Annotated in this window: 24 protein-coding genes and 1 pseudogene; 11 read left to right on the forward strand and 14 right to left on the reverse strand. The window is 72.4% G+C overall.

The genetic code is table 11. The features are described 5' to 3' along the window. Positions 1–26 precede the first annotated feature (26 nt). Positions 27–1,358 (reverse strand): GAF domain-containing protein, encoded by a 1,332-nt coding sequence (locus KDK95_RS10600; RefSeq protein WP_212517902.1) that lies wholly within the window; start codon positions 1,356–1,358, stop codon positions 27–29. A 431-nt stretch (positions 1,359–1,789) separates the two neighbouring features. Here KDK95_RS10600 and KDK95_RS10605 point away from each other — a divergent pair, with 431 nt between their 5' ends. After that, positions 1,790–2,614: an SAM-dependent methyltransferase gene (locus KDK95_RS10605; RefSeq protein WP_249160853.1), complete on the forward strand. Its 825-nt coding sequence runs from the start codon at positions 1,790–1,792 to the stop codon at positions 2,612–2,614. Positions 2,615–2,654: 40 nt separating this feature from the next. Here the strand turns inward: KDK95_RS10605 and KDK95_RS10610 are convergent, their stop codons facing one another. From KDK95_RS10610 to KDK95_RS10625, 4 genes are all read right to left on the reverse strand, one after another. Beyond that, complete coding sequence (locus KDK95_RS10610; RefSeq protein WP_372463300.1) at positions 2,655–2,942, reverse strand: DUF427 domain-containing protein; 288 nt, start codon at positions 2,940–2,942, stop codon at positions 2,655–2,657. A 10-nt stretch (positions 2,943–2,952) separates the two neighbouring features. Next, positions 2,953–3,579: a GTP-binding protein gene (locus KDK95_RS10615; RefSeq protein ID WP_307844303.1), complete on the reverse strand. Its 627-nt coding sequence runs from the start codon at positions 3,577–3,579 to the stop codon at positions 2,953–2,955. Next, complete coding sequence (locus KDK95_RS38190; RefSeq protein WP_372463301.1) at positions 3,560–3,967, reverse strand: DUF742 domain-containing protein; 408 nt, start codon at positions 3,965–3,967, stop codon at positions 3,560–3,562. The genes KDK95_RS10615 and KDK95_RS38190 overlap by 20 nt, the downstream gene beginning before the upstream one ends. A 266-nt stretch (positions 3,968–4,233) precedes the next feature. After that, entirely contained in the window at positions 4,234–5,274 is a 1,041-nt protein-coding gene (locus tag KDK95_RS10625; protein ID WP_212517905.1) for an ATP-binding protein, read from the reverse strand. A gap of 403 nt (positions 5,275–5,677) precedes the next feature. On the opposite strand from KDK95_RS10625, the gene KDK95_RS10630 reads away from it, so the two are divergent. Further along, the gene (locus KDK95_RS10630; RefSeq protein ID WP_212517906.1) at positions 5,678–6,052 is read left to right on the forward strand and encodes a hypothetical protein; all 375 of its coding nucleotides are present in this window, start codon (positions 5,678–5,680) and stop codon (positions 6,050–6,052) included. 373 nt (positions 6,053–6,425) lie between these two features. On the opposite strand, the gene KDK95_RS10635 is transcribed toward KDK95_RS10630, so the two are convergent. Further along, positions 6,426–7,088, reverse strand: coding sequence for a TIGR03086 family metal-binding protein (locus tag KDK95_RS10635; RefSeq protein WP_212517907.1), 663 nt, complete (start codon positions 7,086–7,088; stop codon positions 6,426–6,428). A 110-nt stretch (positions 7,089–7,198) separates the two neighbouring features. Here KDK95_RS10635 and KDK95_RS10640 point away from each other — a divergent pair, with 110 nt between their 5' ends. Next, positions 7,199–8,170 (forward strand): helix-turn-helix transcriptional regulator, encoded by a 972-nt coding sequence (locus KDK95_RS10640; RefSeq protein ID WP_212517908.1) that lies wholly within the window; start codon positions 7,199–7,201, stop codon positions 8,168–8,170. 52 nt (positions 8,171–8,222) lie between these two features. Here KDK95_RS10640 and tuf read toward each other — a convergent pair whose 3' ends face one another. The 3 genes from tuf to KDK95_RS10655 form a co-directional block, all read right to left on the reverse strand. Next, positions 8,223–9,404, reverse strand: a complete 1,182-nt coding sequence (gene tuf, locus KDK95_RS10645; RefSeq protein WP_212517909.1) for an elongation factor Tu — start codon at positions 9,402–9,404, stop codon at positions 8,223–8,225. Positions 9,405–9,662: 258 nt separating this feature from the next. Beyond that, a complete protein-coding gene (locus tag KDK95_RS10650) occupies positions 9,663–10,439 on the reverse strand; it encodes a SigB/SigF/SigG family RNA polymerase sigma factor (protein WP_212517910.1) in 777 nt (258 codons plus the stop codon). A 2-nt stretch (positions 10,440–10,441) separates the two neighbouring features. Continuing rightward, positions 10,442–10,924, reverse strand: a complete 483-nt coding sequence (locus KDK95_RS10655) for an ATP-binding protein (RefSeq protein WP_212517911.1) — start codon at positions 10,922–10,924, stop codon at positions 10,442–10,444. 142 nt (positions 10,925–11,066) lie between these two features. On the opposite strand from KDK95_RS10655, the gene KDK95_RS10660 reads away from it, so the two are divergent. Then, a complete protein-coding gene (locus tag KDK95_RS10660; RefSeq protein WP_249160855.1) occupies positions 11,067–12,002 on the forward strand; it encodes a patatin-like phospholipase family protein in 936 nt (311 codons plus the stop codon). Here the strand turns inward: KDK95_RS10660 and KDK95_RS10665 are convergent. The 4 genes and pseudogenes from KDK95_RS10665 to KDK95_RS10680 form a co-directional block, all read right to left on the reverse strand. Beyond that, on the reverse strand, positions 11,989–13,665 hold the full coding sequence (locus tag KDK95_RS10665; protein WP_212517912.1) for an FAD-binding dehydrogenase: 1,677 nt from the start codon (positions 13,663–13,665) through the stop codon (positions 11,989–11,991). The genes KDK95_RS10660 and KDK95_RS10665 overlap by 14 nt on opposite strands. Positions 13,666–13,765: 100 nt before the next feature. After that, the gene (locus tag KDK95_RS10670; RefSeq protein ID WP_212517913.1) at positions 13,766–14,707 is read right to left on the reverse strand and encodes an anti-sigma factor RsbA family regulatory protein; all 942 of its coding nucleotides are present in this window, start codon (positions 14,705–14,707) and stop codon (positions 13,766–13,768) included. A gap of 188 nt (positions 14,708–14,895) precedes the next feature. Then, positions 14,896–17,268 (reverse strand): annotated as a pseudogene (locus KDK95_RS10675) (glycoside hydrolase family 65 protein); the annotation flags it as partial. Then, positions 17,265–18,050, reverse strand: a complete 786-nt coding sequence (locus KDK95_RS10680; RefSeq protein ID WP_212517915.1) for an HAD family hydrolase — start codon at positions 18,048–18,050, stop codon at positions 17,265–17,267. The gene KDK95_RS10680 and the pseudogene KDK95_RS10675, both read right to left, overlap by 4 nt. Before the next feature lie 152 nt (positions 18,051–18,202). Between KDK95_RS10680 and KDK95_RS10685 the strand changes: the two genes are divergently transcribed. From KDK95_RS10685 to KDK95_RS10700, 4 genes are all read left to right on the forward strand, one after another. Continuing rightward, positions 18,203–18,580 (forward strand): STAS domain-containing protein, encoded by a 378-nt coding sequence (locus KDK95_RS10685; RefSeq protein ID WP_212517916.1) that lies wholly within the window; start codon positions 18,203–18,205, stop codon positions 18,578–18,580. Positions 18,581–18,681: 101 nt separating this feature from the next. Beyond that, entirely contained in the window at positions 18,682–19,890 is a 1,209-nt protein-coding gene (locus KDK95_RS10690; protein ID WP_212517917.1) for a PP2C family protein-serine/threonine phosphatase, read from the forward strand. Positions 19,891–19,898: 8 nt separating this feature from the next. Next, positions 19,899–21,521 carry a sensor histidine kinase gene (locus KDK95_RS10695; RefSeq protein ID WP_212517918.1) on the forward strand — a complete coding sequence of 541 codons (1,623 nt, stop codon included), beginning with the start codon at positions 19,899–19,901 and terminating at the stop codon, positions 21,519–21,521. A gap of 14 nt (positions 21,522–21,535) precedes the next feature. Next, positions 21,536–21,970, forward strand: coding sequence for a response regulator (locus KDK95_RS10700; protein ID WP_212517919.1), 435 nt, complete (start codon positions 21,536–21,538; stop codon positions 21,968–21,970). A gap of 19 nt (positions 21,971–21,989) precedes the next feature. Here KDK95_RS10700 and bla read toward each other — a convergent pair whose 3' ends face one another. Continuing rightward, on the reverse strand, positions 21,990–22,952 hold the full coding sequence (gene bla / locus KDK95_RS10705; RefSeq protein WP_212517920.1) for a class A beta-lactamase: 963 nt from the start codon (positions 22,950–22,952) through the stop codon (positions 21,990–21,992). 82 nt (positions 22,953–23,034) lie between these two features. On the opposite strand from bla, the gene KDK95_RS10710 reads away from it, so the two are divergent. The 3 genes from KDK95_RS10710 (at position 23,035) to KDK95_RS10720 (ending at position 25,860) form a co-directional block, all read left to right on the forward strand. Then, positions 23,035–23,913, forward strand: a complete 879-nt coding sequence (locus KDK95_RS10710; RefSeq protein WP_212517921.1) for a LysR family transcriptional regulator — start codon at positions 23,035–23,037, stop codon at positions 23,911–23,913. Continuing rightward, positions 23,906–24,823 (forward strand): serine hydrolase, encoded by a 918-nt coding sequence (locus KDK95_RS10715; RefSeq protein WP_212517922.1) that lies wholly within the window; start codon positions 23,906–23,908, stop codon positions 24,821–24,823. Before KDK95_RS10710 ends, KDK95_RS10715 begins: the two co-directional genes overlap by 8 nt. A 200-nt stretch (positions 24,824–25,023) precedes the next feature. After that, positions 25,024–25,860 (forward strand): CU044_2847 family protein, encoded by an 837-nt coding sequence (locus KDK95_RS10720; RefSeq protein WP_212517923.1) that lies wholly within the window; start codon positions 25,024–25,026, stop codon positions 25,858–25,860. Positions 25,861–26,035: the final 175 nt, after the last annotated feature.

A 26,035-nucleotide genomic window follows, 5' to 3' on the forward strand; every position in this document is an offset into this window, starting at 1 on the left:
CCGAGGCTAGTCCGCGGAACGTTACGTCAACGTTGCATTCGGTGACGTACGGGCCGCGGCACCCGGTCCCCGGCCAATCGGCGCACGTGGCCGGCCGCTTCGGCGCGGCGCGCCCCGGGCGGCAGCAGCGGGACGAGGCGCTCCCAGGCGTCGAGGTCGTCGGGGCCGCAGCGTTCGAGCCAGACGTCGATCAGCTTCGGGTCGCCGGATTCGAGCACTGCGGTGCGCAGCCTGGCGTCGATCCGGTTCCGCTCGTCGAGTACGGACGGGGCCTCGGAGCGCGGCAGCAGCGGACCGGCGTACGCGTCGAGCGCGGCCTGCGCGTTCTTCTCGCGCAGCGCCCTGGCCACGTCCAGGAAGTCGGCGGTGACCGGAGCGGTCAGCCGGTAGGGGCGGGATCCGATCAGATCGCCGAGCACCCGGCGCAGCCGCGTCACCTCGACGCGCACGGTCGCCTCCGAGGCGGAGTCGTCGTCGTAGAGGGCCGTGGCCAGCTGATCGCCCGTCAGGCCCTCGGGATGCCGGGCCAGGATGGCCAGTATCTCGCTGTGCCTGCGGTTGAAGCGCGTCTCGCGGCCGCGCTGGACCAGCACCGCCTGATCGCGGCCGAGCGCGAGCAGCCGTGCCGCGGCGTACGGCTGCGAGGCCGGTTCGCCGGCCCCGGGCACCCAGAGCGCGCCGTCGGACTCGCGCCGCCAGCCCGGGCTCGCGGCGAGCTGCGCCTCCGCGGCCTTCGCCGCCGCATTGACCAGTGCGAGGCTGTGCGGGTGCGCGACGATGTCGCCCCCGGTCACGTCCACGATGCCGAGGATCCGGCCGGTCGCCGGGTCGTGGATCGGCGCGGCGGCGCAGGTCCAGGACTGCACGGCGGGCCGGAAGTGCTCGGAGGCGAAGATCTGCACGGCATGATCGAGGGCGAGCGCGGTGCCGGGGGCGTTGGTGCCCGCGCTGGCCTCGTCCCAGACCGCGCCCTCGACGAAGTTCATCCGCTCGGCCCGGCCCCGGGCCCACCGGTGCCCCTCGACCCAGAGCAGCCTGCCGGTCGCGTCGCACACGGCCATGAGGTGCTTGCCGTCCTCGGCGACGCCGCCGACGAGCTCCCGCAGCAGTTCCATGACCTGGGCGAGCGGGTGCGCGGCGCGGTAGCTCTCGAGGTCGGTGCCGGTGAGCGTGACCGGGGCGTGCTCGGCGGGGTCGAGGCCGACGCAGCGCTGCCAGGACTGCGCGACCACCGGGCGGACCCGCGGGCCGACGCCGCCGACCTCCTCGCCGGCCAGGAACGCCTCCTTCACCCCGGCGATCGCGCGTGCGGTCGCCGTCGGATCCGGGCCGGCCTCGGCCATCCAACCGTCGCTCATCTCAGTGCGCCATCCCCGCCTTCGACTTCTGGTTGCGACTATACGGTCGCTCGGCGCTCACGTCAGCGGATACGCGCCGTCGGCACCCGTTCGGAAAGCGTTGCGCGTTAAGAGAATTGTCGGCGCCTCATACCAGCGTCGTACGCGGCCGCCGACCGCCGTCGTAGGCGACTGTGGGTAATCATCAGTGCGGCGGACGCAACCGAAGGGCGCCGCCGCCTAGGGTAAGGGGCGTCCAACGGGTGGAAAGAGCCCCTTCGCGCCCTGGTGACCTCCGGTTGCCCGGCCTTGTGGGGGTCCGGCCGCCGGACCGGGTGGTGTTCGCCCCGCACCACGGCCGCGGGGCGGCCACCACCCAGCTATTTCTTCCGTCCGCGCAGGTCAGCGGCCGAAACCGGCGCGGGAGGCGCGGCGGTGACAGACTGGTGAGCATGATGGACCCCGTCGACCGGGCCGAGCTGGCCCTCAGCCTGGGAGAGATCGACCCGGACACGCCGAGCCCCGCGCGCATCTACGACTTCTGGCTCGGCGGCTCGAACAACTTCGCGGCGGACCGCGAGGTCGGGCGGCGCAGCGCCGAGGCCATGCCGCAGCTGCCCATCGCGGCGCGGGCGAACCGCGCCTTCCTCGGCCGCGTGGTCCACCATCTGGTCGCCGACCTGGGCGTGGACCAGCTGCTCGACCTCGGCTCTGGGGTGCCGACCGCCGGGAACGTGCACGAGGTGGCGCGTGCGGCGAACCCGGAAGCGCGGGTCGTCTACGTGGACATCGACCCGGTCGCGATCGCGCACGCCCGCGCGCTGCTGGCGGACGTGGACGGCTGCGAGGCGATCCTGGCCGACCTGCGCAACCCGGCCGCGGTGCTGGACCACCCGCTGCTGCGCTCGACCATCGACCTGGCGCGGCCGGTCGCGGTGATGATGTTCGCGGTGCTGCACTTCATCCCGGACGACGCCTCGCCCGAGCTGATCGTGCGCGACTTCATGGAGGCCGTCCCGGACGGCAGCTACTTGGCGATCTCGCACGGCACGCCGGACCGGCACGACCCGGGCGCGCAGCAGGACGCGGCCCGCTCGTACGCGGCAAGGGTCGCGACCCCCTTCATCGCGCGCACGCCGGAGGAGGTCGCCGCGCTGCTCGGCCCGCTCAAGCCGCTCCCGCCGGGCCTGGTCCCGATCGACGAATGGATGCCGGACCCGCCCGCCGACCCGAAGCGCTCCCAGCCGGCCTACGGCGGGATCGCGCGCAAGATCTGATCGGCGACCGGTCGGCGCCGAGCGGGTGGCCGGCCGCCGGCTACTCGGCCGGGCCGACCTCGACGCCGTGCCAGAACGCCACATGGTTGCGGATCTGCTCGGCCTCGGGCTTCGGCTCGGGGTAGTACCAGGCGGCGTCCTGGTTGGACTGGCCGTCCACGGACACCGTGTAGTAGCTGGCCGTCCCCTTCCACGGGCAGACCGTGTGCGTGTCGCTGTCCGCGAACAGCTCGCGGTTCACCGTTTCCGCCGGGAAGTAGTGGTTGCCCTCGACGACCACCGTCCGGTCGCTCTCGGCCAGCACTCTCCCGTTCCAGACCGCCTGCATCCTCATGGCCTCAGCGTACGACGCGCGGCGCCCGGGAGGCGGCAAGCAGGTATCGGGCCAGGCTGATGAGCACGTCGCGGCAGGATTCGCGCTCGCGGGCGTCGAAGTCGACCACCGGGACCGTCGTGGGCAGGTCGAGCGCCTCGCGCAGCTCCTCCGGCCGGTAGACCGGCGCGCCGGGGAAGCGGTTGGCCGCGACGATGAACGCGCAGCCGCGCCGCTCGAGGCGTTCGAGCACGTCGAAGCTCTCGGCCAGCCGCAGCACGTCGACGATCACGACCGCGCCGAGCGCCCCCTCGACGAGACCGTCCCACAGGAACCAGAAGCGCTCCTGTCCCGGCGTGCCGAACAGGTAGAGCACGACCCGGTCGCTGACCGTGATCCGGCCGAAGTCCATCGCGACGGTGGTCTCGGTCTTGGCCGAGGACGGACCGAGCGCGTCGACCGGGACCGAGCGCCGCGACATCGTCTCCTCGGTCGTCAGCGGGCTGATCTCGCTGACCGAGCGGACCATGGTGGACTTGCCGACGCCGAGCGGGCCGACGATCGCGATCTTGAGCGCGACCGTCGCGGTGGGTTCCAGCTCGCGTACTCCGGTCCGCACGCCGCCGAACGGATCAGAGCCGTTGAAGGCCACGCAGTACCTCCTCGATCAGTGCCGGGTCGGGGACGGCGGGCAGCACCGCGTCCCTGGTGCGCACGAGCTCGGCCCGCAGCAGGTCCTCGACCAGCACGGCCACGGCGCTGAACGGCAGCCGCAGATGGGCCGAGAGCTCGGCGACGGACAGCGGGCTGCGGCAGCGGCGGAGGATGTCGAGGTGCTCGGGGAACAGGCGGCGCTGCGCGCTCACCGCCTGGGTCACCGCGGAGCTCTGCCAGGGCGTGCCGATCGCGACGACGAGCGTGACCAGGTCGAGCCGGGTCCGCGCCGCCGGTCCGCCGCGGCCGCCGGTGAGCACGTAGATCCGCTCGGGGCCCGTGTCCTGCGCCGCATCCGCGCCAGGCCGGGCGGATCGCCGCACCATCGGGCCCGAATCCTGCGCCGCGTCCACGCCGGGCCGGGCGGGTCGCCGCACCATCGGGCCCGGGTCCTGTGCCGCGTCCGCGGACGGCCGGGCCGGTCGCCGCACCATCGAGCCCGGGTCCTGCGCCGCATCCGCGCCAGGCCGGGCGGATCGCCGCACCATCGGGCCCTGGTCCTGCGCCGCATCCGCGCCAGGCCGGGCGGATCGCCGCACCATCGGGCCCTGGTCCTGCGCCGCGTCCGCGCCAGGCCGGGCGGGTCGCCGCATCATGGCTCGACGACCTCGGCGGCCGGGTCGTACCGCCGCCGTCTCGGCAGGCCCTGGCCGGTGACCTCGGCCGGCTCGGCGCTGCGCGGGCCTCGGTGCGCGGGTCGCGGGCGGGCGGGCGCGGGCTGCCCGGCCTCGGGCGCGGACCGTACCTCGGGCCGCGGGTCCGGCGCGCCGCGCAGCAGCACCTCCGGGACCCGGATCGAGGCCCGGATCCCGACGTCGCCGGCGCGCTGCAGGGTGACTTCGAACCCTGCCGCGCGGGCCAGCTTGCCGACCACCGCGAGCCCGAGCTGCGGCGTCTCGCCGAGCGCGGACAGCTCGAAGCCGATGGTCTCGGTGCGCAGCGCCAGGTCCGCGCGGCCGAGCGTGTTCGGCCCCATGCCGATGCCCGCGTCCAGCACGTCGATGACGAGCCCGTTCGGCACCTCGTAGGCGCTCACCTCGACCCTGGCCTCCGGCGGGGAGTAGCGGGTGGCGTTGTCCAGCAGCTCGGCGAGCGCGTGGATCAGCGGTTCGGCGCACGCGCCGTCGACCACCGAGTGCTCCGGCAGCCGGCCGATGTCCACGCGCGGGTACTCGGTGATCCGCGCCATGGCGCCGCGCAGCACGCCGAGCACCGGGATCGGCCGCGGCCAACGGCGTTCCGGGCGCTCGCCGCCGAGTACGGCCAGGCTGTCGGCGAGCCGGCCGATCAGCGCCGTGCCGTGGTCGACGTGCAGCAGGTCGCCGAACACGTCGGCGTCGGCGCCGTGCCGGGACTCCATGTCCCGCAGCTCGCGCAGCTGCTGGTCGACCAGGGCCTGGATGCGGCGGGCGAGGTTGACGAAGGCGCGCCGGGCGCTCTCGCGCGGATCGCCGTTCGGCCGCAGCCGGGTGGCCTCGTCGAGCTCCGCCTCGTACCGGGCGCGGATCCGGCGGCCGCGCAGCCACGCCGCGTAAGCCGCGACGGCGAAACCGGCCAGGAAGGCCAGCGTCGCCGTGAGTACCGGGGCGGTCGTCAGGTGGGCGGAGTCGGCGGTCGACCGCGTAAAGAGCATCAAGGTCCTTGGATCTTCGGGGCGGGGGCACGCGCCTCGGCGGCGGGTTCGCGCGTACCGCCAAAGGCTTACCGCGAAGTGCCGGGTCCGCGCGGCGTTTTCCGGGCGTTCGCCCAGCGCACGCCACGGGGGGGTGGCCAGCGCCGTGGCGCGCGCCCTCGAACGGACTTTCGGCGGACTTTCCCGCGGAACCGGCCCCGGCCGGCGAACCGCGCTGCGAGGGTGGGTGGGCAATCGCACGGAACGGAACTCGAAAAGAGGTTCGCGGCTGAGGTGGATACGCGTGCCGACACGCAGGAGAAGGAACGATCCGCAGGCCGCCGCTGGCCTCCCGGCGCCCGGGGGCGCGGCGGCCGCCGAAACCAGCAGATCCGAAGTCAGACGACCATCTAAGGAGCACCCCATGTCCATGACCGTAGACGCCGCGCTCAAGGAGGCGATGAGTGTCGACGGCGCGATCGGAGCAGCGCTGGTCGACTACAGCAGCGGCATGTCGCTCGGCGCGGTGAGCGCGTCGAAGGAACTCGACCTGACGGTCGCGGCCGCGGGCAACACCGAGGTCGTGCGCGCCAAGATGCGCACGATGGAGATGCTCAAGATGAACGACGCGATCGAGGACATCCTGATCACCCTCGGCCGCCAGTTCCACCTGATCGTGCCGCTGACCTCGCGCGCCGGGGCCGGGCTGTTCCTCTACCTGGCGCTGGACAAGTCGCGCGGCAACCTGGCGCTCGCGCGGCACCAGCTGCGCGTCGTGGCCGACAACATCGAGCTCTGAGCAGCGGTGGGGCGGGGGTTCCCGACGCCCGCGCCCCACCGCGGCCGGACCGGAGCTCGCTTCGGGGAGGAGTCGCTTCGCCCGGCGAATCCTCCCCGCACGATCTCAGGCCCGCGCACGCCAGTCCGGGTCGCGGCCCAGCCAGCCCGCGAGCCGGTCGCACGGCGCCGATCCCGCATCGGCGGCGTGCACCTCGGCGAACGGCACCTCGGCACCGCGCCGCTCCTCCCCGCACGATCTCAGGCCCGCGCACCCCAGTTCGGGTCGCGGCCCAGCCAGCCCGCGAGCCGGTCGCACGGCGCCGATCCCGCATCGGCGGCGTGCACCTCGGCGAACGGCACCTCGGCGCCGCGCCGCTCCTCCCCGCACGATCTCAGGCCCGCGCACGCCAGTTCGGGTCGCGGCCCAGCCAGCCCGCGAGCCGGTCGCACGGCGCCGATCCCGCATCGGCGGCGTGCACCGCGGCGAACGGCACCTCGGCGCCGCGCCGCTCCGGGGGCAGCACCGTGCGGGCGAATCCGAGCACGAACTCGGCCAGCTCCTGATCCAGCCCGGCCGTGTCGACGCCGAGCGCACGCGCCAGGTCCCAGGCGTGCGTCGCCGTTTCCATCACGTAGCCGTGGAACGCGAACCGGCCCGGCGCGCTCCCCCACGGCACCGCGACCAGGGCCTCCATGCTCGCCTCGGCGGCCCACGCCTTCGCCACGCGGCCGGAGGCCTCGTCGTACGCGGCGCTCCACTCGTCGTCCGCCACGCCGCGGACCATCGGCTCGAGCGCCAGCCCGTTTCCGCCCTCGCCGATCAGCGCCCACCTGTTGCAGCCGCCGAGGACGTGCCCGAGCAGGTCGCGCACGTCGAACTCCGCACACGGCGTCGGCGCCGGCATCTGCTCGGCCTTCGCGGCGGCGACCAGCTCCGCCATCTGGGCGCGGGCCCGGGCGTACCACGGACGCGGGTCGGCGATCTGCCCGCCGTCGGTGCGGTCGCCGGCGCGGTCGCGGTCGCTGCTCTCGCCGATGCTGCGGTCGTCTGCCATGAGGTCCTCCGTGAACCATCGTCTCTCCCCCGCGACCGGACGCCGCGGCGAAACGATGCTCACGCTTAAACCAGACAGAACCCGTCAGGTTTTGGTGCCAGGATGCCAGGGTGAAATCCGACCGACTGCTCTCGATCCTGCTGCTGCTCCAGACGCGCGGCCGGGTGCCCGCGAGCGAGCTGGCGCGGCGGCTCGAGGTGACGCCGCGCACGATCTACCGCGACGTCGAGGCGCTCTCGGCCGCCGGAGTCCCGGTGTACGCCGAACGCGGCCGTTTCGGCGGGATCGAACTGCTGCCGGGCTTCCGCACCGATGTGACCGGCATGACCGGCGACGAGGCGAGGGCGCTGTTCGTGATGGCCACGAGCTGCGCGCACAGCGCGCTCGGCCTGGACGCGGCACTCGGCTCGGCGCTGCGCAAGATCATGGCGGCGCTGCCCGCGCCGCATCGCCCGGCCGCCGAGCTGACGAGCCGCCGGATTCTCGTGGACCCGGAGCGCTGGTGGCCGGCGCCGCGTGCCGAGGTCGACATCGACCTGCTGCACGCCGCAGTCGTGACCGATCACCGGCTCGTGATCCGCTACCGGCACAGCGACGACCCGAAGGTCCACACGTACACGGTCGACCCCTACGGCCTCGTCTTCAAGGCAGGGACCTGGTACCTGGTCGCCGACCGGCAGGCCAAGCCGAGGCTGTTCCGCGCGGACCGCATCCTCGGCGCGCGCATCACCGACGACCCCGTACGCCGCCGCACCGGGGCCGAACTCGCCGATGTCTGGTCCGGCCTGCGCAACGAGGTCGAGCGGCGCTCGGCCGGCGTGGCGGTCCGCGCCCGCGTGCGCACCGAACGGCTCGCCTGGTTCATCCGCGTCAGCGGCACCCAGCTGGCGCAATACCCTGTCGAGTCCGCTGGCGAGTGGACCGAGGTGCAGCTCGCGTACCCCGCCCTGCGCGCCGTACGCCAACTCCTCCCGCACGCCGACTCCGTCGAGGTCCTCGACCCGCCGGAGGCGCGCGCCGAACTCGCCGAGGCCGCGCGCGCGGTGACAGAGCTCTACCGGGATCGCCGGGAAACGCGGTGAGGCGGAGGTCCGTGTCAGGATCCTCCGCCTCGCCGTCCTTCATCTCGTCCCGCTATTCGACCACCGCGGTCACGGTGCCGGCGCCGACGGTGCGGCCGCCCTCGCGGATCGCGAAGCCGAGCCCGGGCTCGATCGGCATCGGCCGGCCGAGCGCGACGCCGACCTCGACCGTCTGGCCGGGCAGCGCGGTGCCGGCCTCGCCGAAGTCCATGTCGCCGACCACGTCCGCGGTGCGCAGGTAGAACTGCGGCCGGTATCCGGTGGCGATCGCCGTGCGGCGGCCGCCCTCCTTCGCCGAGAGCAGGTAGACCCGCGCGGTGAACGAGCTGCGCGGGGTGACGCTGCCGGGCGCGGCGACGATCACGCCGCGGCGGACCTGCCCGCGGTCGATCGAACGCAGCAGCAGCGCCACGTTGTCGCCGGCCTGCGCGTACTCCATCGGCTTGCCGAAGGTCTCCACGCCGGTGACGACCGTGCCCAGCGCCTCGCCGGCGGCGCCGATCAGCTCGACGCGGTCGCCGAGGCGGACCACGCCGCGCTCGACCGCTCCGGTGACGACCGTGCCGCGGCCGGTGATGGTCAGCACGTTCTCCACCGGCAGCAGGAAGGGCGCGTCGGTGTAGCGCTCCGGCATCGGCACGGCCTCGTCGACCGCGTCGAGCAGCGCGACGATCGAGGCGGTCCACTCCGGCTCGCCCTGCAACGCGCGCAGCCCGGAGACGCGGACGACCGGGACCGTCGCGCCGGGGTAGCCCTGCGCGGTCAGCAGCTCGCGGACCTCCATCTCGACGAGGTCGAGCAGCTCCGGGTCGGCGCCGTCGGCCTTGTTCAGCGCGACGACCAGGTGCTCGACGCCGACCTGACGGGCCAGCAGCACGTGCTCGGCGGTCTGCGGCATCACGCCGTCGGCCGCGGACACGACCAGGATCGCGCCGTCCAGCTGGGCGGCGCCGGTGATCATGTTCTTGACGTAGTCGGCGTGACCCGGCATGTCCACGTGCGCGTAGTGCCTGGTCGCGGTCTCGTACTCGACGTGCGCGATGTTGATGGTGATCCCCCGCCGCGCCTCCTCCGGGGCCCGGTCGATCCGGTCGAACGGCACGAACGTGCCGCTGCCGCGCTCGGCGAGCACCTTGGTGATGGCCGCGGTGAGGGTGGTCTTGCCGTGGTCGACATGACCCATGGTGCCGATGTTGACGTGCGGCTTCGTGCGCACGTAAGGCGTCTTCGCCATGATTCCGATGTTCCCGCCTGGATAAGAGTCCTGCGGAGTCCCTGGATCGCCGACCGCCCCCGCACGGGACTCCGTCAGGGGTCGAGGTCGGGAACGGTCAGCTTCGGACGCCGTCGAGCAGCGCTGCGATCGCCGCGTGCGCTGAGGCCGGGAAGATCAGGGCAGCCCTCGGCGCGCCCGCGACTGCGGACGGGTGCGCGAAGGAGTGCCGGAACATGCCCACGATGTTCCGGCAGCGGGGGGCTCACCGCAAGCGAATTACCCGCCGAAGCCGGACCGCAGGTCGCGCAGGATCCGGGTGAGCAGCCGGGAGACCTGCATCTGGGACACGCCGAGCTCCGCGCCGATCTCCGTCTGGGTCATCCCGCGGAAGTAGCGCATCAGCAGGATCCGCTTGTCCCGCTCGCCGAGCCCGGCGACCAGGTTCTTGAGCACCTGGCGGTCTATCATCAGGTCGAACGCCGGGTCCTGGTCGCCGAGCAGTTCGCCGAGCAGCGCGCCGTCCGCCTCCTCGCCGACCGGGTGGTCGAGCGACGCGGTGGTGTACGCCTCGGAGGCGTCGATCGCCTCGACGATCTCCTCCTCCGTCGCCTCGAGCCGCTCGGCGAGTTCGAGCACGGTCGGCTCGCGGCCGAGCTCGGAGACCATCTCCTCGACCGCCTTGCGCAGCGCGCCGGTCAGCTCCTGCAGCCGGCGCGGCACGTGCACCGACCACGTCGTGTCGCGGAAGTAGCGTTTGATCTCGCCGACGATCATCGGCGTCGCGTACCCGAGGAAGCCGGTCCCGTAGGAGGGGTCGAAGTTGTCCACGGCCTTGATCAGGCCGAGATAGGCGACCTGCTCGAAGTCCTCCTCGGACGCGCCGCCGCGCACGTAGCGGTGCGCCAGGTGCCGCGCGTACGGCATGTGGTCCTCGACGATCTCGGCGCGCAGCCGATCGCGGTCGGGGTCTTCCGGGGAGAGCGTCGCGAGGTGGCGCAGCACCTTCATCGTCGCGGCGCGCTGCTCATCGCGGGCGATGGTGTCCGTCTTCATCGTCAGGCGCCGGCCGCCGGGGAGAGCGGTTCGGTCATGGTCAGCGTGCCGATCCCGTCGCGTACCTCCCAGTGCGGGGGGCCGACGAGCGCGCAGAGCATCAGCCAGCCGAGGTCCTCGGCGTCCGGGTTGCGCTCGGGCGCGGGCCCGCTGACGGATATCCGCAGGTGCTGCGGGAGCCGGTCGAAGCGCAGCGTGACCATGGCGTCGGTTCGCGGCCCGCGCAGCGCGCCCAGGAACAGCGCGCACGCCTCGTCCACCGCGAGCCTGATGTCCGTCACCCGGCCGATCGGCAGCCCGGCGAGACCCGCCACGTGCATCGCCGTCATCCGGGCGAGCGCGAGGTGGTCCTTGTCCGCGGCGAAGCTGAGTACCGCCAGACGCCGCGGCGCGCGCTCGACCGGAACCTCCCGCAGCGGCTCGGCGGCCCGGCCCCTCTCGTCGGGCGAGTCGAGCCCCTGTTCGTCCAGCGAGGTGCGCGTCATCGATCAGCTTCACTTCCGGTCGTTCGGCCCTGCAGATACGGACGCACGGGTAACCGGCGAGCCGGAAGCTAAACATCCGGGCGCCGGGCGAGCCGATACGATGGCCGTGACCGTAGGCACGAGCGGCCGGGGGATTCACCGGATGTCTCAGCAGCTGTCCCAGTCCGTGAGCGTGGAGACCGCCTTCGTCCTCGGCGGCGGCGGCGCCTGGGGCGCCTACGAGGTGGGCATGCTCCGGGCACTGCTCGAAGCGGGCATCGAACCGGATCTCATCCTGGGCACGTCGGTGGGCGCGATCAACGGCTCCGCCTTCGCGGCCGACCCGGGCCTCGAGTGCGTGGGGCGGCTCGAGAAGGTCTGGACCGAGCTGGATTCCGGCGGCGTGTTCGAGGGCTCGCTGTTCACGCGCCTGAGTACGGCGATCCGCAGCCGCACGCACCTGTTCTCGAACGACACGCTGCGCAGGCTGCTCGCCGACGAGCTCGCCGGCGCCCGGATCGAGGAGCTCGCGCTGCCGTTCCAGTGCGTGGCCGCCTCGATCGAGCGTGCCGCGGAGCACTGGTTCACGGAGGGGCCGGTCATCGAGGCGGTGCTGGCTTCGTGCGCCGTCCCCGGCCTGCTGCCGCCGGTCGAGATCGACGGCGAGCACTACCTCGACGGCGGCCTCGTGGACAGCGTGCCGCTCAGCCGCGCGGTCCGGCTGGGCGCGCGCCGGATCTTCATCCTGCACGCCGGGCTGGTCGAGAAGCCGCTGGCCGCGCCGAAGCAGCCGTGGGAGGTCGCCTCGGTCGTCTTCGAGATCGCCCGCCGGCACCGTTTCACCCGCGCGTTCACCGACCTGCCGGCCGGCGCCGCCGCGTACCTGATGCCGACCGGCAACACGCCGGACGACCCGGACGAGGGCATCGGCCGCTACCTGCGCTACCGCGACTACAGCCAGGCGCACGACCGGATCCAGCGCGCGTACCGGGCCTCCGCCGCGTTCCTGGCGACCCTCGACGCCGGCGCGGACGCGGCTTCCGGCAAGGCCGACACGGCCGGCGCGGAGGCCGACGCCGGGGGGATCAGCCGGCCGTAGCGGCGGCCGCGGCCCGACCGGCCGCGCGGCCGGAGAAGAGGCAGCCGCCGAGGAAGGTGCCCTCGAGGGCGTTGTAGCCGTGCACGCCGCCGCCGCCGAAGCCGGCGACCTCCCCGGCCGCGTAGAGTCCGGGCACCGGAGCGCCGTCGTCGCCGAGGACGCGCGAGTCGAGGTCGGTCTGGATGCCGCCGAGGGTCTTGCGGGTGAGGATGTGCAGCTTCACGCCGATGAGCGGCCCGCAGGACGGATCGAGCAGGCGGTGCGGCGAGGCGACGCGGCCGAGCCGGTCGCCGAGGAACCTGCGGGCGTTGCGGATGCCCTGGACCTGGGCGTCCTTGTTGTACGGATTGGCCATCTGCAGATCCCGCGCCTCGATCTGGCGGCGCAGGAGGTCGGGGTCGAGCAGGGGCTCGGCGGTGAGCGAGTTCATCTTCCTGACGAGATCGGTCAGGTTTCCGGCCACGACGAAGTCGGCGCCGCGCTTGAGGAAGGCGTCGACGGGCGCCGGGGCGCCCTTGCCGAGCACGCGCTCGCGCAGGACGGACTTGCGGTCCTTGGCGGTGATGTCCGGGTTCTGCTCCGAGCCGGAGAGGGCGAACTCCTTCTCGACGATCTTCTGGGTGAGCACGAACCAGGAGTGGTCGTACTCGGCGATGTCGGGGGTGGTGCGCAGGTACTTGAGCGTGCCGAGGGTGTCGTAGCCGGGGAGGCAGGGGCTGGGCAGACGCCGGCCGAGCGCGTCGAACCACATCGAGGACGGGCCCGGCAGGATTCTGATGCCGTGGCCCGGCCAGACGGGGTTCCAGTTCTGGATGCCCTCGGTGTAGTGCCACATCCGGTCGCTGTTGACCAGGCGGCCGCCGGCGCGCCGGCCGATCTCCAGGCCGCGGCCGTCGACGTACGCGGGGACGCCGCTGACCATCGTCTTCGGCGCGGTGCCGAGCCGCTCGGGCCAGTGGCGGCGGACGAGGTCGTGGTCGGCGCCGATGCCGCCGGTGGTCAGGATGACGGCCTGGGCGCTGAGTTCGAAGTCGGCGATCTCGTCGCGGTTGGACTTCACGCCGCGCGCGGAGTCGTCCTCGGCGAGGACCTTGCCGCGCACGCCGCTGGCCGTGCCGCCGGTCACGACCACGTCGTCGACGCGGTGGCGGTGGTGGAAGGTGAGCAGGCCCGACGCGGCGGCCTGCTTCGCGTAGCGCACGAAGGGCTCGACGACGCCGGTGCCGGTGCCCCAGGTGACGTGGAAGCGGGGGACGGAGTTGCCGTGCCCGTCGGCGCGCAGGTCGCCGCGCTCGGCCCAGCCGACGGTGGGCAGGAAGGCCAGGCCGTGGGAGAGCAGCCAGGAGCGCTTCTCCCCCGCGGCGAACTCGACGTACGCGCGGGCCCAGCGCTTGGCCCAGCCGTCCTCGTCCTGCTCGCGGTCGAACCGCGCGCTGCCGAGCCAGTCGCTCCAGGCCAGTTCGAGCGAGTCGTGCACGCCCATCCGGCGCTGCTCGGGCGAGTCGACGAAGAAGAGCCCGCCGAAGGACCAGAAGGCCTGGCCGCCGAGGTTCGCGGCGTTCTCCTGGTCGACCAGCGCCACCCTGCGGCCGCGCGAGGTGAGCTCGTGGGCCGCGGTGAGCCCGGCCAGGCCGGCTCCCACGATGATGACGTCGGCGTCCATCGGGTGCTCCTCGTCTGTCGGCGCGCGGACCGGTAAGCGATCGCTCAGCGCATCGTACGGCACGGGGGCCCCGGGCGTCTGCGCCCCGCGGGGCCGGTCCTCAGCCTCCGGCGACGACGGAGAAGTGCGCCCGCACCGAGGTCCCGTAGGCCTCGGCCGAGCGGATGAGCAGCAGGTCGCACAGCAGGTTCGCGGTCCACAGGCCGGCCCCGCCGACGTGGTGCGCGAAGTCGGGCCGCCGACGGCCGACGAGCGGGTCGGTGATCACGCCGAGGTCGTGCACCTCGCAGACCGCGTAGTCGCCCTGGCGCCACAGCCGCAGGACGCCGCTGCCGCCGCCGTGGCGCACGCTGTTCGCCGCCAGTTCGTCGGCCACGAGCACGAAGTCCGCCATGCGCAGGTCGGCGAGGCCGAGTTCGGCCGCGTGGGAGCGGATGGCCGCGCGAAGGTCGGCGAGCGCGTCGAGGTCGAACCGGACCTCGATGATCGGCGCGCCGAGGTCGGGCAGCGGGTCCACGAGCACGTTCCCGGTCGAGATGCCCGCGTGCGCGCGGTGCGCGGCCGCGATGACGTCCACCGGCAGCGCCTCGAGGTCGTAGGGGCACAGCAGCGACCAGGCCGGCCCGCCGGTGAACGCGGCCTCGAGCAGTTGCTCGTGCTTCTGGCATTCGCGGATCTCGGCGCTCGTGCGGCCGGGCCAGAGCGGTTCGCTCACGCCGCGAAACCGGGAGCCCGCCCCCAGGTTCCGCTGCGCCCAGTCCTGCCAGGCCGGGATGATCCGGGCCGGGTTGCGTCCGACGCGCTCCATGTCGAAGAACTCGACCGCGTCCGCTTCGGCACCCAGCTCCTCGCGCAGCAGTTTGGCGCGCGGCTCCACCACGGCGACGAGCACCGGCTCCGCGGCGGCGAGCGCCTCGCGGACGTACCGGGCCGTACGCCGCACGAACTGCTCGACTCCCGCATAGAACAGCGCCTCGTGCCGAAACCGCGAACCGTCCGGCGTAACCGCACCGGGTGTTCCGCGGGATTCCGTGAGACTCATCGACGGCTTCTCCACCTTGGCACACGCGCACCGACGCCTGAAGTTGACGCGCCAGGCGCCAGTCCCGGTTCCCTCATTCCGCGACCGATCCACCGAGTGACCGTTCCGCGCGATCGCAAACGCATTGCCGGCCCGCTGATTCGATCACATGTCAGCTGCGATCACACCGAGACGCGAACGGCGTCGTGCGCGCGGCGCGCCGGTTGGCGTCCCGCGGGCTGGGGCGGCGCGGGTCGCTGCTTGGGCGGGCTGAGCGGCTGAGTCTCCGACGTGCCCGGTTCGAGCTGCATCAGCGTGTCACCATGACGCACTTCGAGCGGGCCTTTGCCCGTGTACTCATACGTGACCCCATCGGTCCGCACATCGACCCGCAGCCGGCCGTCGCCGAGGACGAGCCCGAAGCACAGCCGCGTCCAGCCCTCCGGCAGCTGCGGCGAGAACGAGAGCCCGGCGTCCGTGTGCCGCATTCCGCCGAAGCCGGAGACGAGCGCGATCCAGGATCCGGCCAGCGACGCGAGATGCAGGCCGTCCGACGTGTTGCGCTCGAGGTCGTCGATGTCCATCAGCGCGGCCTCGGCCAGGTAGTCGTACGCGAGGCGGCCGCAGCCGACCTCCGCGGCGATGACCGCCTGACTGCATGCGGAGAGCGAGGAGTCACGCACCGTCAGGGGCTCGTAGTAGTCGAAGTCGCGCTGCTTCTCGTCGAGCGTGAACATCTCGGACCGCATCTGCAGCGCGAGGACGAGGTCGGCCTGCTTGACGACCTGCTTCCGATAGAGCTGGAAGTACGGGTACTGCAGCAGGAGCGGGTAGTGCTCGGGAGGCGTGCCCGCGAAATCCCACATCTCGTGGTCGGTGAATCCGTCCGACTGCGGATGCACGTCGCGCAGTTCGTCATAGGGGATGAACATCGCGTCCGCCGCCTCGCGCCAAGCCTCGGCCTCTTCCGCGGCCACGCCGAGCTTCCTGGCGTGCTCCGGGTGGTGCGCGACGACCTCGGCGGCGACCAGCATGTTCTGCTGCGCCATCAGATTCGTGTAGATGTTGTTGTCCACGATGGCGCTGTATTCGTCCGGACCGGTGACGCCGTTGATCCGGAAGTCCCCGGCTTCGTCCATATGGCCGAGCGAATGCCAGAGCCGGGCCGTCTCGACGAGCAGTTCCATGCCTTCGCCGTGCGCGAATTCGACGTCGCCGGTGACGCGCAGGTACCGGATCACGGCGTCGGCGATGTCGGCGTTGACGTGAAACGCCGCCGTACCCGCCGGCCAGTACGCCGAGCATTCCTGTCCCGTTATGGTCCGCCAGGGGAACGCGCAGCCGTTCAGCCCGAGCTGCGCGGCGCGCTCGCGGGCGTCGGGCAGCGTCGAATGCCGCCAGCGCAGGGCGTGCGCCACCGGCTGCGGGTCGATGTACGTCAGCACCTGGAGCACGAACGACTCCGTGTCCCAGAAAGCGTGGCCGTCGTAGCCGTTGCCGGTCAGCCCCTTGGCCGGGATGGCGCGCTGCTCGGCCCGGCGCGCGGACTGCACGAGCTGGAAGAGCGCAAAGCGGACCGCCTGCTGGATCTCGGCGTCTCCCTCGATCTCGACGTCGGCGCGGCTCCAGAACTCGCCGAGGCAGTCGGCCTGCTCGGCGCACAGCGCGTCCCAGCCGCCGTAGTGCGCGGCGGCGAGCGCGGCGTCCACCTGGTCGCGCATCGCGGGCAGCGAGCGGCTCGCGGACCAGCCGTGCGCGACGAACTTCGTCAGCCGCACGGTCTGGTGCGGCTGGACCACGCCGCTGACCAGGCAGCGGCCGAGGTCCGGCTCGGAGTCGACGCGCACGTCGAGCGCCTCCGGGTCGTTCCACTCGCCCTCGTGCTCGGACAGCAGCTCCACGGTGTGGTCCATCGCGGCCGCCACCCGCAGACCGCTGTGCCGCACGGTGTGCACGAGCGTGATGCGCGTCTTGCCGACGGCGTGCAGGTCGCTGACGAGGGGGTTCTCCAGCATCGCGGCGGCGCGGGGATCGTTGTGCCGGTGCGGCAGCTCCTCGTTGGCGACGAGCTCCGAGACCAGCGAGATGCGCGCGGGGCCGTCCAGCGGCTCGACCTCGTAGCGCACGGCCGCGATGGCCCGCTGCGTCAGCGAGATCAGCCGCGTCGAGCGGATGCGCACGGTCCGGCCAGTCGGGGAGGTCCACACGACGTCGCGCCGCAGGACTCCGGCGCGCAGGTCGAGGACGCGCTTGTGCGACACGAGCGTGCCGTAGCGCACGTCGAAGGGCTCGTCGTCCACCAGGAGCCTGATGATCTTCCCGTTGGTGACGTTGATGACCGTCTGACCGGACTCCGGGTAGCCGTATCCCGCCTCGGCGTACGGCAGCGGGTGCAGCTCGTGCACGCCGTTCAGGTAGGTGCCCGGCAGCCCGTGCGGCTCGCCCTCGTCGAGGATGCCGCGCCAGCCGATGTGGCCGTTCGAGAGCGCGAAGAGCGACTCGGTGTGCGGCAGCAGGTCGATCTCGAACCGGTTCTCCGGCAGGGTCCAGGGGTCGTTGTCGAAGCAGGTGTGTCCGATCACCGATTGGCTCCCAGCAGGTCGCTCAGGTCCTTGACCACGACCGTAGCGCCGTGCTGCGACAGATGCGCGGCGTGGTCGCCGCCGATGCGGTCGACGCCGACGACGGTGCCGAATCCGCCCGCGCGGCCCGCCTCGACGCCGGAGAGCGCGTCCTCGAACACCGCCGCGTACGCGGGATCGACCCCGAGCGCCTTGGCACCGGCGAGATAGCTGTCCGGGGCCGGCTTGCCGCGCAGCTTCTGCGCGGACACGTCGTGCCCGTCGACCGTCGCGTCGAACAGGTCGGTGATCCCGGCCGCGCGCAGGATGTCCGCGCAGTTCGTGCTCGAGGTGACCACCGCGCAGCCGAGCCCGGCCTCCCGCGCGGCCTTCACGTAGCGGATCGAGCCCTCGTACACCTGCGGCCCGTGCTGCTCGAGCAGCGAGACGAACGCCCACTGCTTCGCCGCGCCGATGCCGTGCACCGACTCGGTGCCCGGCGCGTCCTCCGGACCCCCCTCCGGCACCTGGATGCCGCGCGCGGCCAGGAAGGAGCGGATGCCGTCCTCGCGGGTCTTGCCGTCGACGTAGTCCTCGTAGTCGGCCTTCTCGTCGAAGGGCGCGTCCTGCCGGCCGGTCCGCCTGTCGTAGGCGTGCAGGAAGGTGTCGAAGGTCTTCTTCCAGGCCTTGGCGTGGATCTTGGCGGTCTGGGTGAGCACGCCGTCCAGGTCGAACAGGCAGCCTCGCGTTCCCGGTGCCAGGCCGAGCTTCGCCGCCGCCGCCGCGGATCCCTCGTCTTCCATGGGTCAAGCCTCCTCGGATTCAGTCGGCCTCTTAACCGTCCCATCGTCTCGCAAACCCGGCCGCGCGGCTGAGAGGAAGATCACAAGAGGCATGGATCGGGCGGAAGCGGTTAACCGGCTGAAACGTCTGACTGCCGACGAAGGGACCCGCCGTGACCGTCACCGAGCCCATCCCCACCACATCCATCCAGGTGCGCGGCGCCGCGGCGCTCCAAACAGGCGAGCCGCTGGTGCTCGGCGTGGACGGCGAGCTCGAGGCGGGGACGGCGGCGGAGTTCAGCACCGCGCTCGCGGCCGCCGCGGGCGCCGGCACCGGCCCCGACGTGCTGCTCGACCTCGGACGCCTCTACCACCTCGACCTGACCGGCCTCGACGCGATCGGCGCGGCCGCCGCCGAATTCGCCCGGCACGGCCGGCGGCTGGTGCTGGCCTGCGTGCGGCCGCGGGTGCGCGAGTTCCTGGCACTGTCCGGCGGCGAGGCGCTGGTGCCCGTCTTCCCCACCCTCGAAGAGGCCGCGCTCCATATGTAACCGCAGGTCGAAGGCCCCGGGTGTGCGTTTTCGCGGCTTGCTGCGGTACCGTGCAGCGACGAACCGCGTAAGGTGCGCACCCGGAGGAGAGGCTTAGCGAAGTGCACGAGAGCGTGCGGCCGGGAGGCCATCTGCCTCAGGCGAGGGCCGCCGCCGAGGACACTCTGCGAATCCTGCTGGCCGAGGACGATCCGGCCGACGCCCTGCTCACGACCGAGCTCATCGAGGACAGCGGCCTGAACGCCTCCGTCACCCGCGTCGCGAACGCCCAGGACGCCGCCGCCAAGCTGCGGGCCGGCGACGTGGACTGCCTGGTGCTGGACCTGCACCTGCCCGACCTGCAGGGCATCGGCGCCCTGAGCGACTTCCTGCCCACCCTCCCGTCGACCGCCGTGGTCGTGATGACCGGCCTCGACGACCGGGCCGCCGGCCTCGCCGCGGTCCGCGCCGGAGCGCAGGACTACCTGGTCAAGGGCCAGGTCGAGGCCGAATGGCTGGCGCGGACCATCCGCTACGCCGTACAGCGTAAGCGGGCCGAGCGCGCCGCGTCGGACCTGCAGGCCGCGCGCTGGCGGGCCGCCGAGAACGTGCGCCTGGAGCGCGGGCTGCTGCCCACGCCGCTGCTGCACAAGGCCCCGCTCAAGGTCACCTCGCGCTACCTGCCGCACCGCTCGGGCGCGCTGCTCGGCGGCGACTTCTTCGACGTCGTGGAGACCAACGACGGCGTCGTGCACGCGATGATCGGCGACGTCTCCGGCCACGGCCCGGACGAGGCCGCCCTCGGCGCCGCGCTGCGCGTGGCCTGGCGCACGCTGGTCCTGGTCGGCCACACCGGCCCCGAGCTGCTCGACAGCCTGGAGCAGCTGCTGATGGCAGAGCGCCGCAACGACGAGACGTTCACGACCCTCGCGACGCTCACCTGGTTTCCCGGCGACTCGCACGCGCGGCTGGTCCGGGCCGGGCATCCCGGCCTGCTGCTGCGGCACGGCGGCGCCGTGAAGCTGCTCGACTCGGCGCACGGCCCGGCGCTCGGCATCGTGCCCGGCCTGTCCGAGTGGCCGGAGGCGCGGGTGCCGATGGAGCCGGGCAGCGAGCTGCTGTTCTACACCGACGGCCTCTACGAGAACCGGGACGAGGACGGCAGGCTCTGGGGCATCGACCGGATGGTCGAGACCGCCAACGAGCTCGCGCACCTGGCCGACCGGCAGTTCATCGACGGGCTGATCGCCTCGACCCGCGACCGCACCGGCCGCGGCGACTGCGACGACGTCGCCGTGCTGCACCTCCGGATCGGGGGCGCGGGCGCGTGAAGCGGAGCGTGGACACCTACGTCAGCTCGGGCCGCCTCGGCGTGCGCGGCTGGTTCTACTCCGTGATCGCAACGATGGTCGTGCTCGTCATCGGGTTCAGCGTGATCGGCGTCATCGTCTTCGCCCGCGCCTCGCAGGCCTCGAACAACCTGATCTCCAGCCTCGGCCCGGCGCGCACCGCGCTGGTGGACATGCAGAGCGCGATGGTCAACGAGGAGACCGGCATCCGCGGCTACCTGCTGACCCACGACACCGACTTCCTGCGCCCCTACTACGAGGGCGAGCAGGGCCTGCAGCGCGACCTGGCCAACCTCAAGAGCCAGCTCAACGGCCACGTGCGGGCGCTGGCCGAGGTCCAGGGGCTCGAGCAGCAGATCAGGACCTGGAAGACCGACTACGCGGCGCCGTTCATCCAGGCCGCGCAGAACGGCAAGTCCGTCGGCCTGGGCGACCTGGAGGCGAGCAACACGGCGTTCGAGCAGCTGCGCGGCCGGTTCCTCGCGGTCGAGTCCGAACTCGACGCCGAGCGCGGCCAGGCGATGCAGAAGCTCTCGCACATCAACACCGAGCGCAACTGGACGTTCGTCAGCATGCTCGGCGTGTTCCTGCTGACGGTCTGCATCATCGTGCTGCTGGTGCACCTGATGGTGCTCAAGCCGCTCAGACGGCTGCGCCAGGAGGCGCGGAAGGTCACCGAGGGCGCGTTCGACACGCCGCTGACCCAGAGCGGCCCGCAGGACATCAGGGCACTGAGCTCCGGCCTCGACGCGATGCGCGCGAAGCTCGTGCAGTCGCTCGCCAACACCGAACTGCAGCACGCGGAACTGCTCAAGCAGAAGCAGACCCTCGACCTCCAGGCCGAGGAGCTGCGCCGCTCGAACGAGGAACTCGAGCAGTTCGCCTACGTCGCCTCGCACGACCTCCAGGAGCCGCTGCGCAAGGTCGCCTCGTTCTGCCAGCTCATCGAGAAGCGGTACGAGGACGCGCTCGACGACCGCGGCCGGCAGTACATCCACTACGCCGTGGACGGCGCGAAGCGGATGCAGGTGCTCATCAACGACCTGCTCACCTTCTCCCGCGTCGGCCGTACCAACGACCGGCGCGAGCGGGTCGAACTGCAGGCCTGCCTGGACAGCGCGCTGGACCGGCTCGAGTACGCGGTGCAGGAGAGCGGCGCCCGGATCGTGCAGCGCCCGCTGCCCGCCGTGACCGGCGACCCGACGCTGCTGAGCATGCTGTGGCAGAACCTCGTCGGCAACGCGCTGAAGTTCCGCTCCCCCGAACGCGAGCCCGAGGTCTCGATCTCCTGGTCCCCGGACCCGGACCAGCCCGGCTTCGTGCGGGTCTCGGTCGCCGACAACGGCATAGGCATCGCGCCGGCGTTCGCCGAGAAGGTGTTCGTCATCTTCCAGCGGCTGCACAGCCGCGAGGCCTACTCCGGCACCGGAATCGGGCTCGCGCTGTGCAAGAAGATCGTGGAGCACCACGGCGGCCGGATCTGGCTGGACCAGGAGCGCGAGGTCGGCACCCGCTTCATCTTCACCCTGCCCGCGGCCGCCCCCCTGCCCGACGCCCGCCAGGACGCCGACGACGACGCGCGAGCCCGCGCCTTGGAAGGATCCACCTCGTGACCCAGGAGTCCCCTGTGCCCATCGATGTCCTGCTGGTCGAGGACGATCCCGCCGACGAGCTGATCACCCGCGAGGCCTTCGAGCACAACAAGATCGGCAACACCCTGCACGTGGTGCGCGACGGCGAGGAGGCGCTCGACTTCCTCTACCGGCGCGGCGCCCACGCCGGCGCCGTGCGCCCCGACCTGATCCTGCTCGACCTCAACCTGCCGAAGTACGACGGCCGCGAGGTCCTCCAGCAGATCAAGGGCGACGACGACCTGGCCGCGATCCCGGTCGTCGTGCTCACGACGTCCTCCGCCGAGGAGGACATCATGCGCAGCTACCGCCTGCACGCCAACGCGTACGTGACCAAGCCGGTCGACCTGGACCAGTTCATGGCCGCGATCCGGCAGATCGACGAGTTCTTCCTCACGGTCGTCAAGCTCCCGAAGAGCGAGAAGTCGTGATGCCGGCATCCGGCTGGGCTCACGCCTGACCGGTGAGCGGCCGGAGCGCCACCTTCGTCGCGTCCGAGATCAGGGCGTCGTTGGAGGTGGCGTTCGCGTTGTCGCCGCGGTTGGTGTAGATCGCGATGACGATCGGCGCCGCGTTGTCCGGCGGCCAGATCACGGCGATGTCGTTGCGCGCGCCGTAGTCGCCGCTGCCGGTCTTGTCGCCCACCTTCCAGCCGGAGGGAACCGCGGCGCGGATATACGGTCCGCCGGTGGTGTTGGCCTGGAGCCAGGCGACGAGCTGGGCACGGCGGGTTGCGGTGAGCGCGCTGCCGAGCGCGAACGTGCGAAGGTCGGCGGCCGCGGTGCGCGGCGTGGTGGTGTCGCGCGTGTCGCCCGGAGTGTTGGAGTTGAGCGTCGGCTCGTTCCGGTCCACGTTCGAGGTCGCGTCACCCTCGGCGCGCAGCGCTGCCTGGAACGCCGAGGGCCCGCCGATCTGACGCAGCAGCAGGTTCGCGGCGGTGTTGTCGCTGTAGTCGAGCGCGGCGGCCATGAGCGCGCTGACCGTCATGCCGGTGGCGAGATGCTGCGAAGTGATCGGCGCGTAGGACAGGATGTCGGCCTTCGTGTACTTGACGACCTGACTGAGCTGCTGGTTCGTATCGCGCTGGAGCAGAATGCCCGTGGCGAAGGTCTTGAAGGTCGAACAGAACGCGAAGCGCTTGTCGGCGTTGTAGGCGACCGTGCTGCCGGTCCCGGTATCGATGGCGTAGAGGCCGAGATTCGCGTGGTACCGGGATTCGAGGGCGGCGAACGCGGCGGACGTCGTAGCGGAAGCGGTCGGAGATGCGGAGCCTGCTGCGGTCGAAGCAGTGCCGGAGGACTTCGCGGTGGTGGACGCGGTGGGACTGGTAGCCGTGCTCGAACAACCCGCGAGCAGAGCGGCGGCTAGGGCGAGCGCGAGCACGCGCTTCGTGGGATAGACCGGATTGAGCATGGTCCGAGCCTGCCCCGGCCCGCGCATGCGGTCAAAGACGGAAATGCGGACTTTCATGCGCTCTCGGCATACGATCGCATGCGTGGATCTCGTCAAGGCCTGTCAGGTGTTCGTGCACGTCGGCGAGCACGGCAGTTTCACCGCGGGCGCGGCGGCCGCGCGGGTGCCGCAGCCGGTGGCCAGCCGTCGCGTCGCCGCGCTGGAGGAGCACTTCGGTCAGCGGCTGTTCGACCGGTCCGCGCGGCGCGCGGCCGTGCTCACGACCTTCGGCCGCGCCATGCTCCCGCCGGCCAAACGCCTCGTGCAGCTGGCCGAAGCGCTGGAGTACCACGCGCAGGAGGCGCGTCTGCGCCCGCTGACTCTCGCGGTCCCCGAGACCTGCGACGTGCGCGATCTGGCCGGACTCGACGCGGCGGCCCGCGAAGCCGGGCTCATGCTGGACGTCCGGGGCGCCGGCCCGTCGCAGCGGACTGAGCTCCAGCGGTCGCGCGACGTCCGGGCGGCGATCGAAGCGGTCCCACCCGCCGACGCAACGTGGGTGGTCCCGCTGGGACTGGCCTCGGCGGCGGAACGCACGACGACACCGTTCCGGCTTTCCGCGCTGCGACCGTCGCGCGCCGAGGCGACGTACCGCAGGATCTGGATACAGCCCGAGGACGACGTCCCGCACGTCCGCGACGTACTGCGCCACTCCGGCCACCGCGCCGCCCTGCTGCCTGCTCAGATCACCGTGGCGCCGACGCTCGTGGCGGCGGCGGGCGCGGTGCTCCGCTCCCGTGATCTCCTGCTCTGCTCCGCGCGGCAGGCGGATGACCTGCGGCTGGCCTGGCGGCCGATCGCGGGGTTTCCGGTCGCGCGCGGCTACGCCATGACCGGCGACGACGCGGTCCGGGTGCGCGAGGCGCTGGGGGCGCACATCGCCCGGGCACTCGGGGCGGCGGCGAGGAACGCAGATGCCTGAATCCTGGCGGCGGCCCTCGGACGCACACCTGATCGGCGAGCTGCGGAAGAAGCTCGCCGACGCGGGCTTGACCGGGTCCTTCCTCGTCCGGGACCTGTCCGACGGGCGCGAGATCGGCATCGACCCGGACGTCGTCTATCCGGTCGCGTCGCTGGTGAAGGTGCCGCTGGCCGTCGCCGTGCTCGACCGGATCCACGCCGGGAGACTCGACGGCGCGATGCCGGTCGACGTGCGGCCGGGGCCCCCGGCCTCGGGCTTCGAGGCCGGCTTGAGCCAGTTCCGGCACGCGGCCCGAATCGCGGTCGACGACCTGCTCTACCTCTGCGTCGCGATCAGCGACAATCCGGCCGCCGACGCGCTCTTCGCTCTCGTGCCGCCGGCCGAGGTCACCGACGTGCTGCGTCGCTACGGCGTCACCGGCATCGCGGCTCGCCATCCGATGCGCGGCAATGCGCAGGCGCCGACACCCTCCGACGTGCTGGTGGCCCAGACGCTGGCGATCGGAGCGCGCGAGGCCGGCCTCGATTCCGGACTGCCCCAGCTCGACGTCACCCGCGCGAACGCCGGCTCGGCACGCGCGTACGTCGACCTGCTGGAAGCGCTGTGGAGGCCATCGGCCATCCCGAGCGAGGTCGCGGCGCGCGTCCGGATGCTGATGCGCGCGAACACCATGCGGCAGCGGCTCGGCCCGGACTTCATCTCCGACGCGTCCACCTGGTCCTCGAAGACCGGCACGCTGCTCAACCTCCGCCACGAGGCCGGCGTCGTCGAGCACGAGGACGGCGCGGCCTACGCAGTCGCCGCGCTCACCGAGTCCAACGTCCCGGCCGCATCTCAGCCTGCGGCCGAGGCGCTGATGGGCCACGTCGCCCGCGCGTTGCACGATCATCTCCACGAGTCAGGCGGCTGAGCGCGCTCAGCTCCCGCGACCGCCGGCGAAGCCGCCCCGGCCGGCTTCGCCCAGCCTGTCGACGATGCCTCGCACGAGGTACGGGGGCGGTGTCAACCGGGTGTCAGCCATGACGCGACCGTGCCCGAAGCGAGCCGATATGATCCGGCAGCAATCACGACGACGAGGGGTGGGCGCCGATGCCAGGCACGGCCAGACCGATGAAGCTGCCGAGCGGGCAGGTGATCTGGGTCCGCGTCGAGGATGACGACGCGGAGCACTACGAGCCCGAGGACGAAGCCCCGGACGAGGACGACTCACCCGATTCGCCTCCCCCGCCCCCGATGCCCGAGGGCGGATACGGCGGACCCCCTTCGGCGCCCGGCGCGAGCGGCGGCTACGGAGCGGCGCCCGCGCCGGCGGGGGCGCCCTACGGGTCCGCACCGTCGTCGGGCGATTCGTCCGCCGACGCTTGGACGCCCGGCGCACCGCCCCCGCCGCCCGGTCTGCCGGCCGGCGCGCCGGGCTCCGCTCCGGGTGCTCCCCCGCCGATCGGCTCGACCGGCCCCGGCCGCTTCGCCCGGCGCAGGAAGCGCTCGCTCGCGCCGTCCGTCGACGACGCGCAGCAGATTCAGGGCTTCACGGACGCCGTATCCGGCATCGCCGAGTCGGTGCGCGACAGCCTCGCGCACGCCGCGCCGGACAAGGTCGAGATCGAGTTCGGCCTCGACATCGACTTCTCGTCGGGCATCGCGGTCAGCCTGATCGCCGACGCCAGGGCCAAGGCCGCCGTGAAGATCACGCTCGGCTGGGACAACTCCGAGCGCCGCGAGCGCCGCGAGCAGCGCGGGCCGGAGCGTTACGACCAGGAGCCGAGCAGCGAGACCGTGCTGGCCACGCCGCAGTACGCCTGGTCGGACTCGCCTCGGCCGAACACTCCGCCGCCTGCGCCGATGCCGCCGGTGAGCACGTCGACCGGGTACCCGTCGCCGCCTCCGAACTACGCGCCGCAGCCCCAGCCGCAGAATCCGTACTACGGCTCGCCGTCCGGGTCCTGACACTCCGCGGCAGCCGATTCGACGGAGCCGCCGACCTCGCGTCGCCGTCATCGTCGGTTGATTCGGACGGCGTAACGTACGCACGCCCCCGCACGCTGCGCGGCCCTGTCGATCCCGGGATCTTCCGGGCTAGACAGGGCCGTTCACGCCTCAATCGATGAAAAACGGAGCGGAT

The organism is Actinospica acidithermotolerans (genome assembly GCF_018139625.1).
Taxonomy (GTDB): Bacteria; Actinomycetota; Actinomycetes; order Streptomycetales; family Catenulisporaceae; genus Actinospica; species Actinospica acidithermotolerans.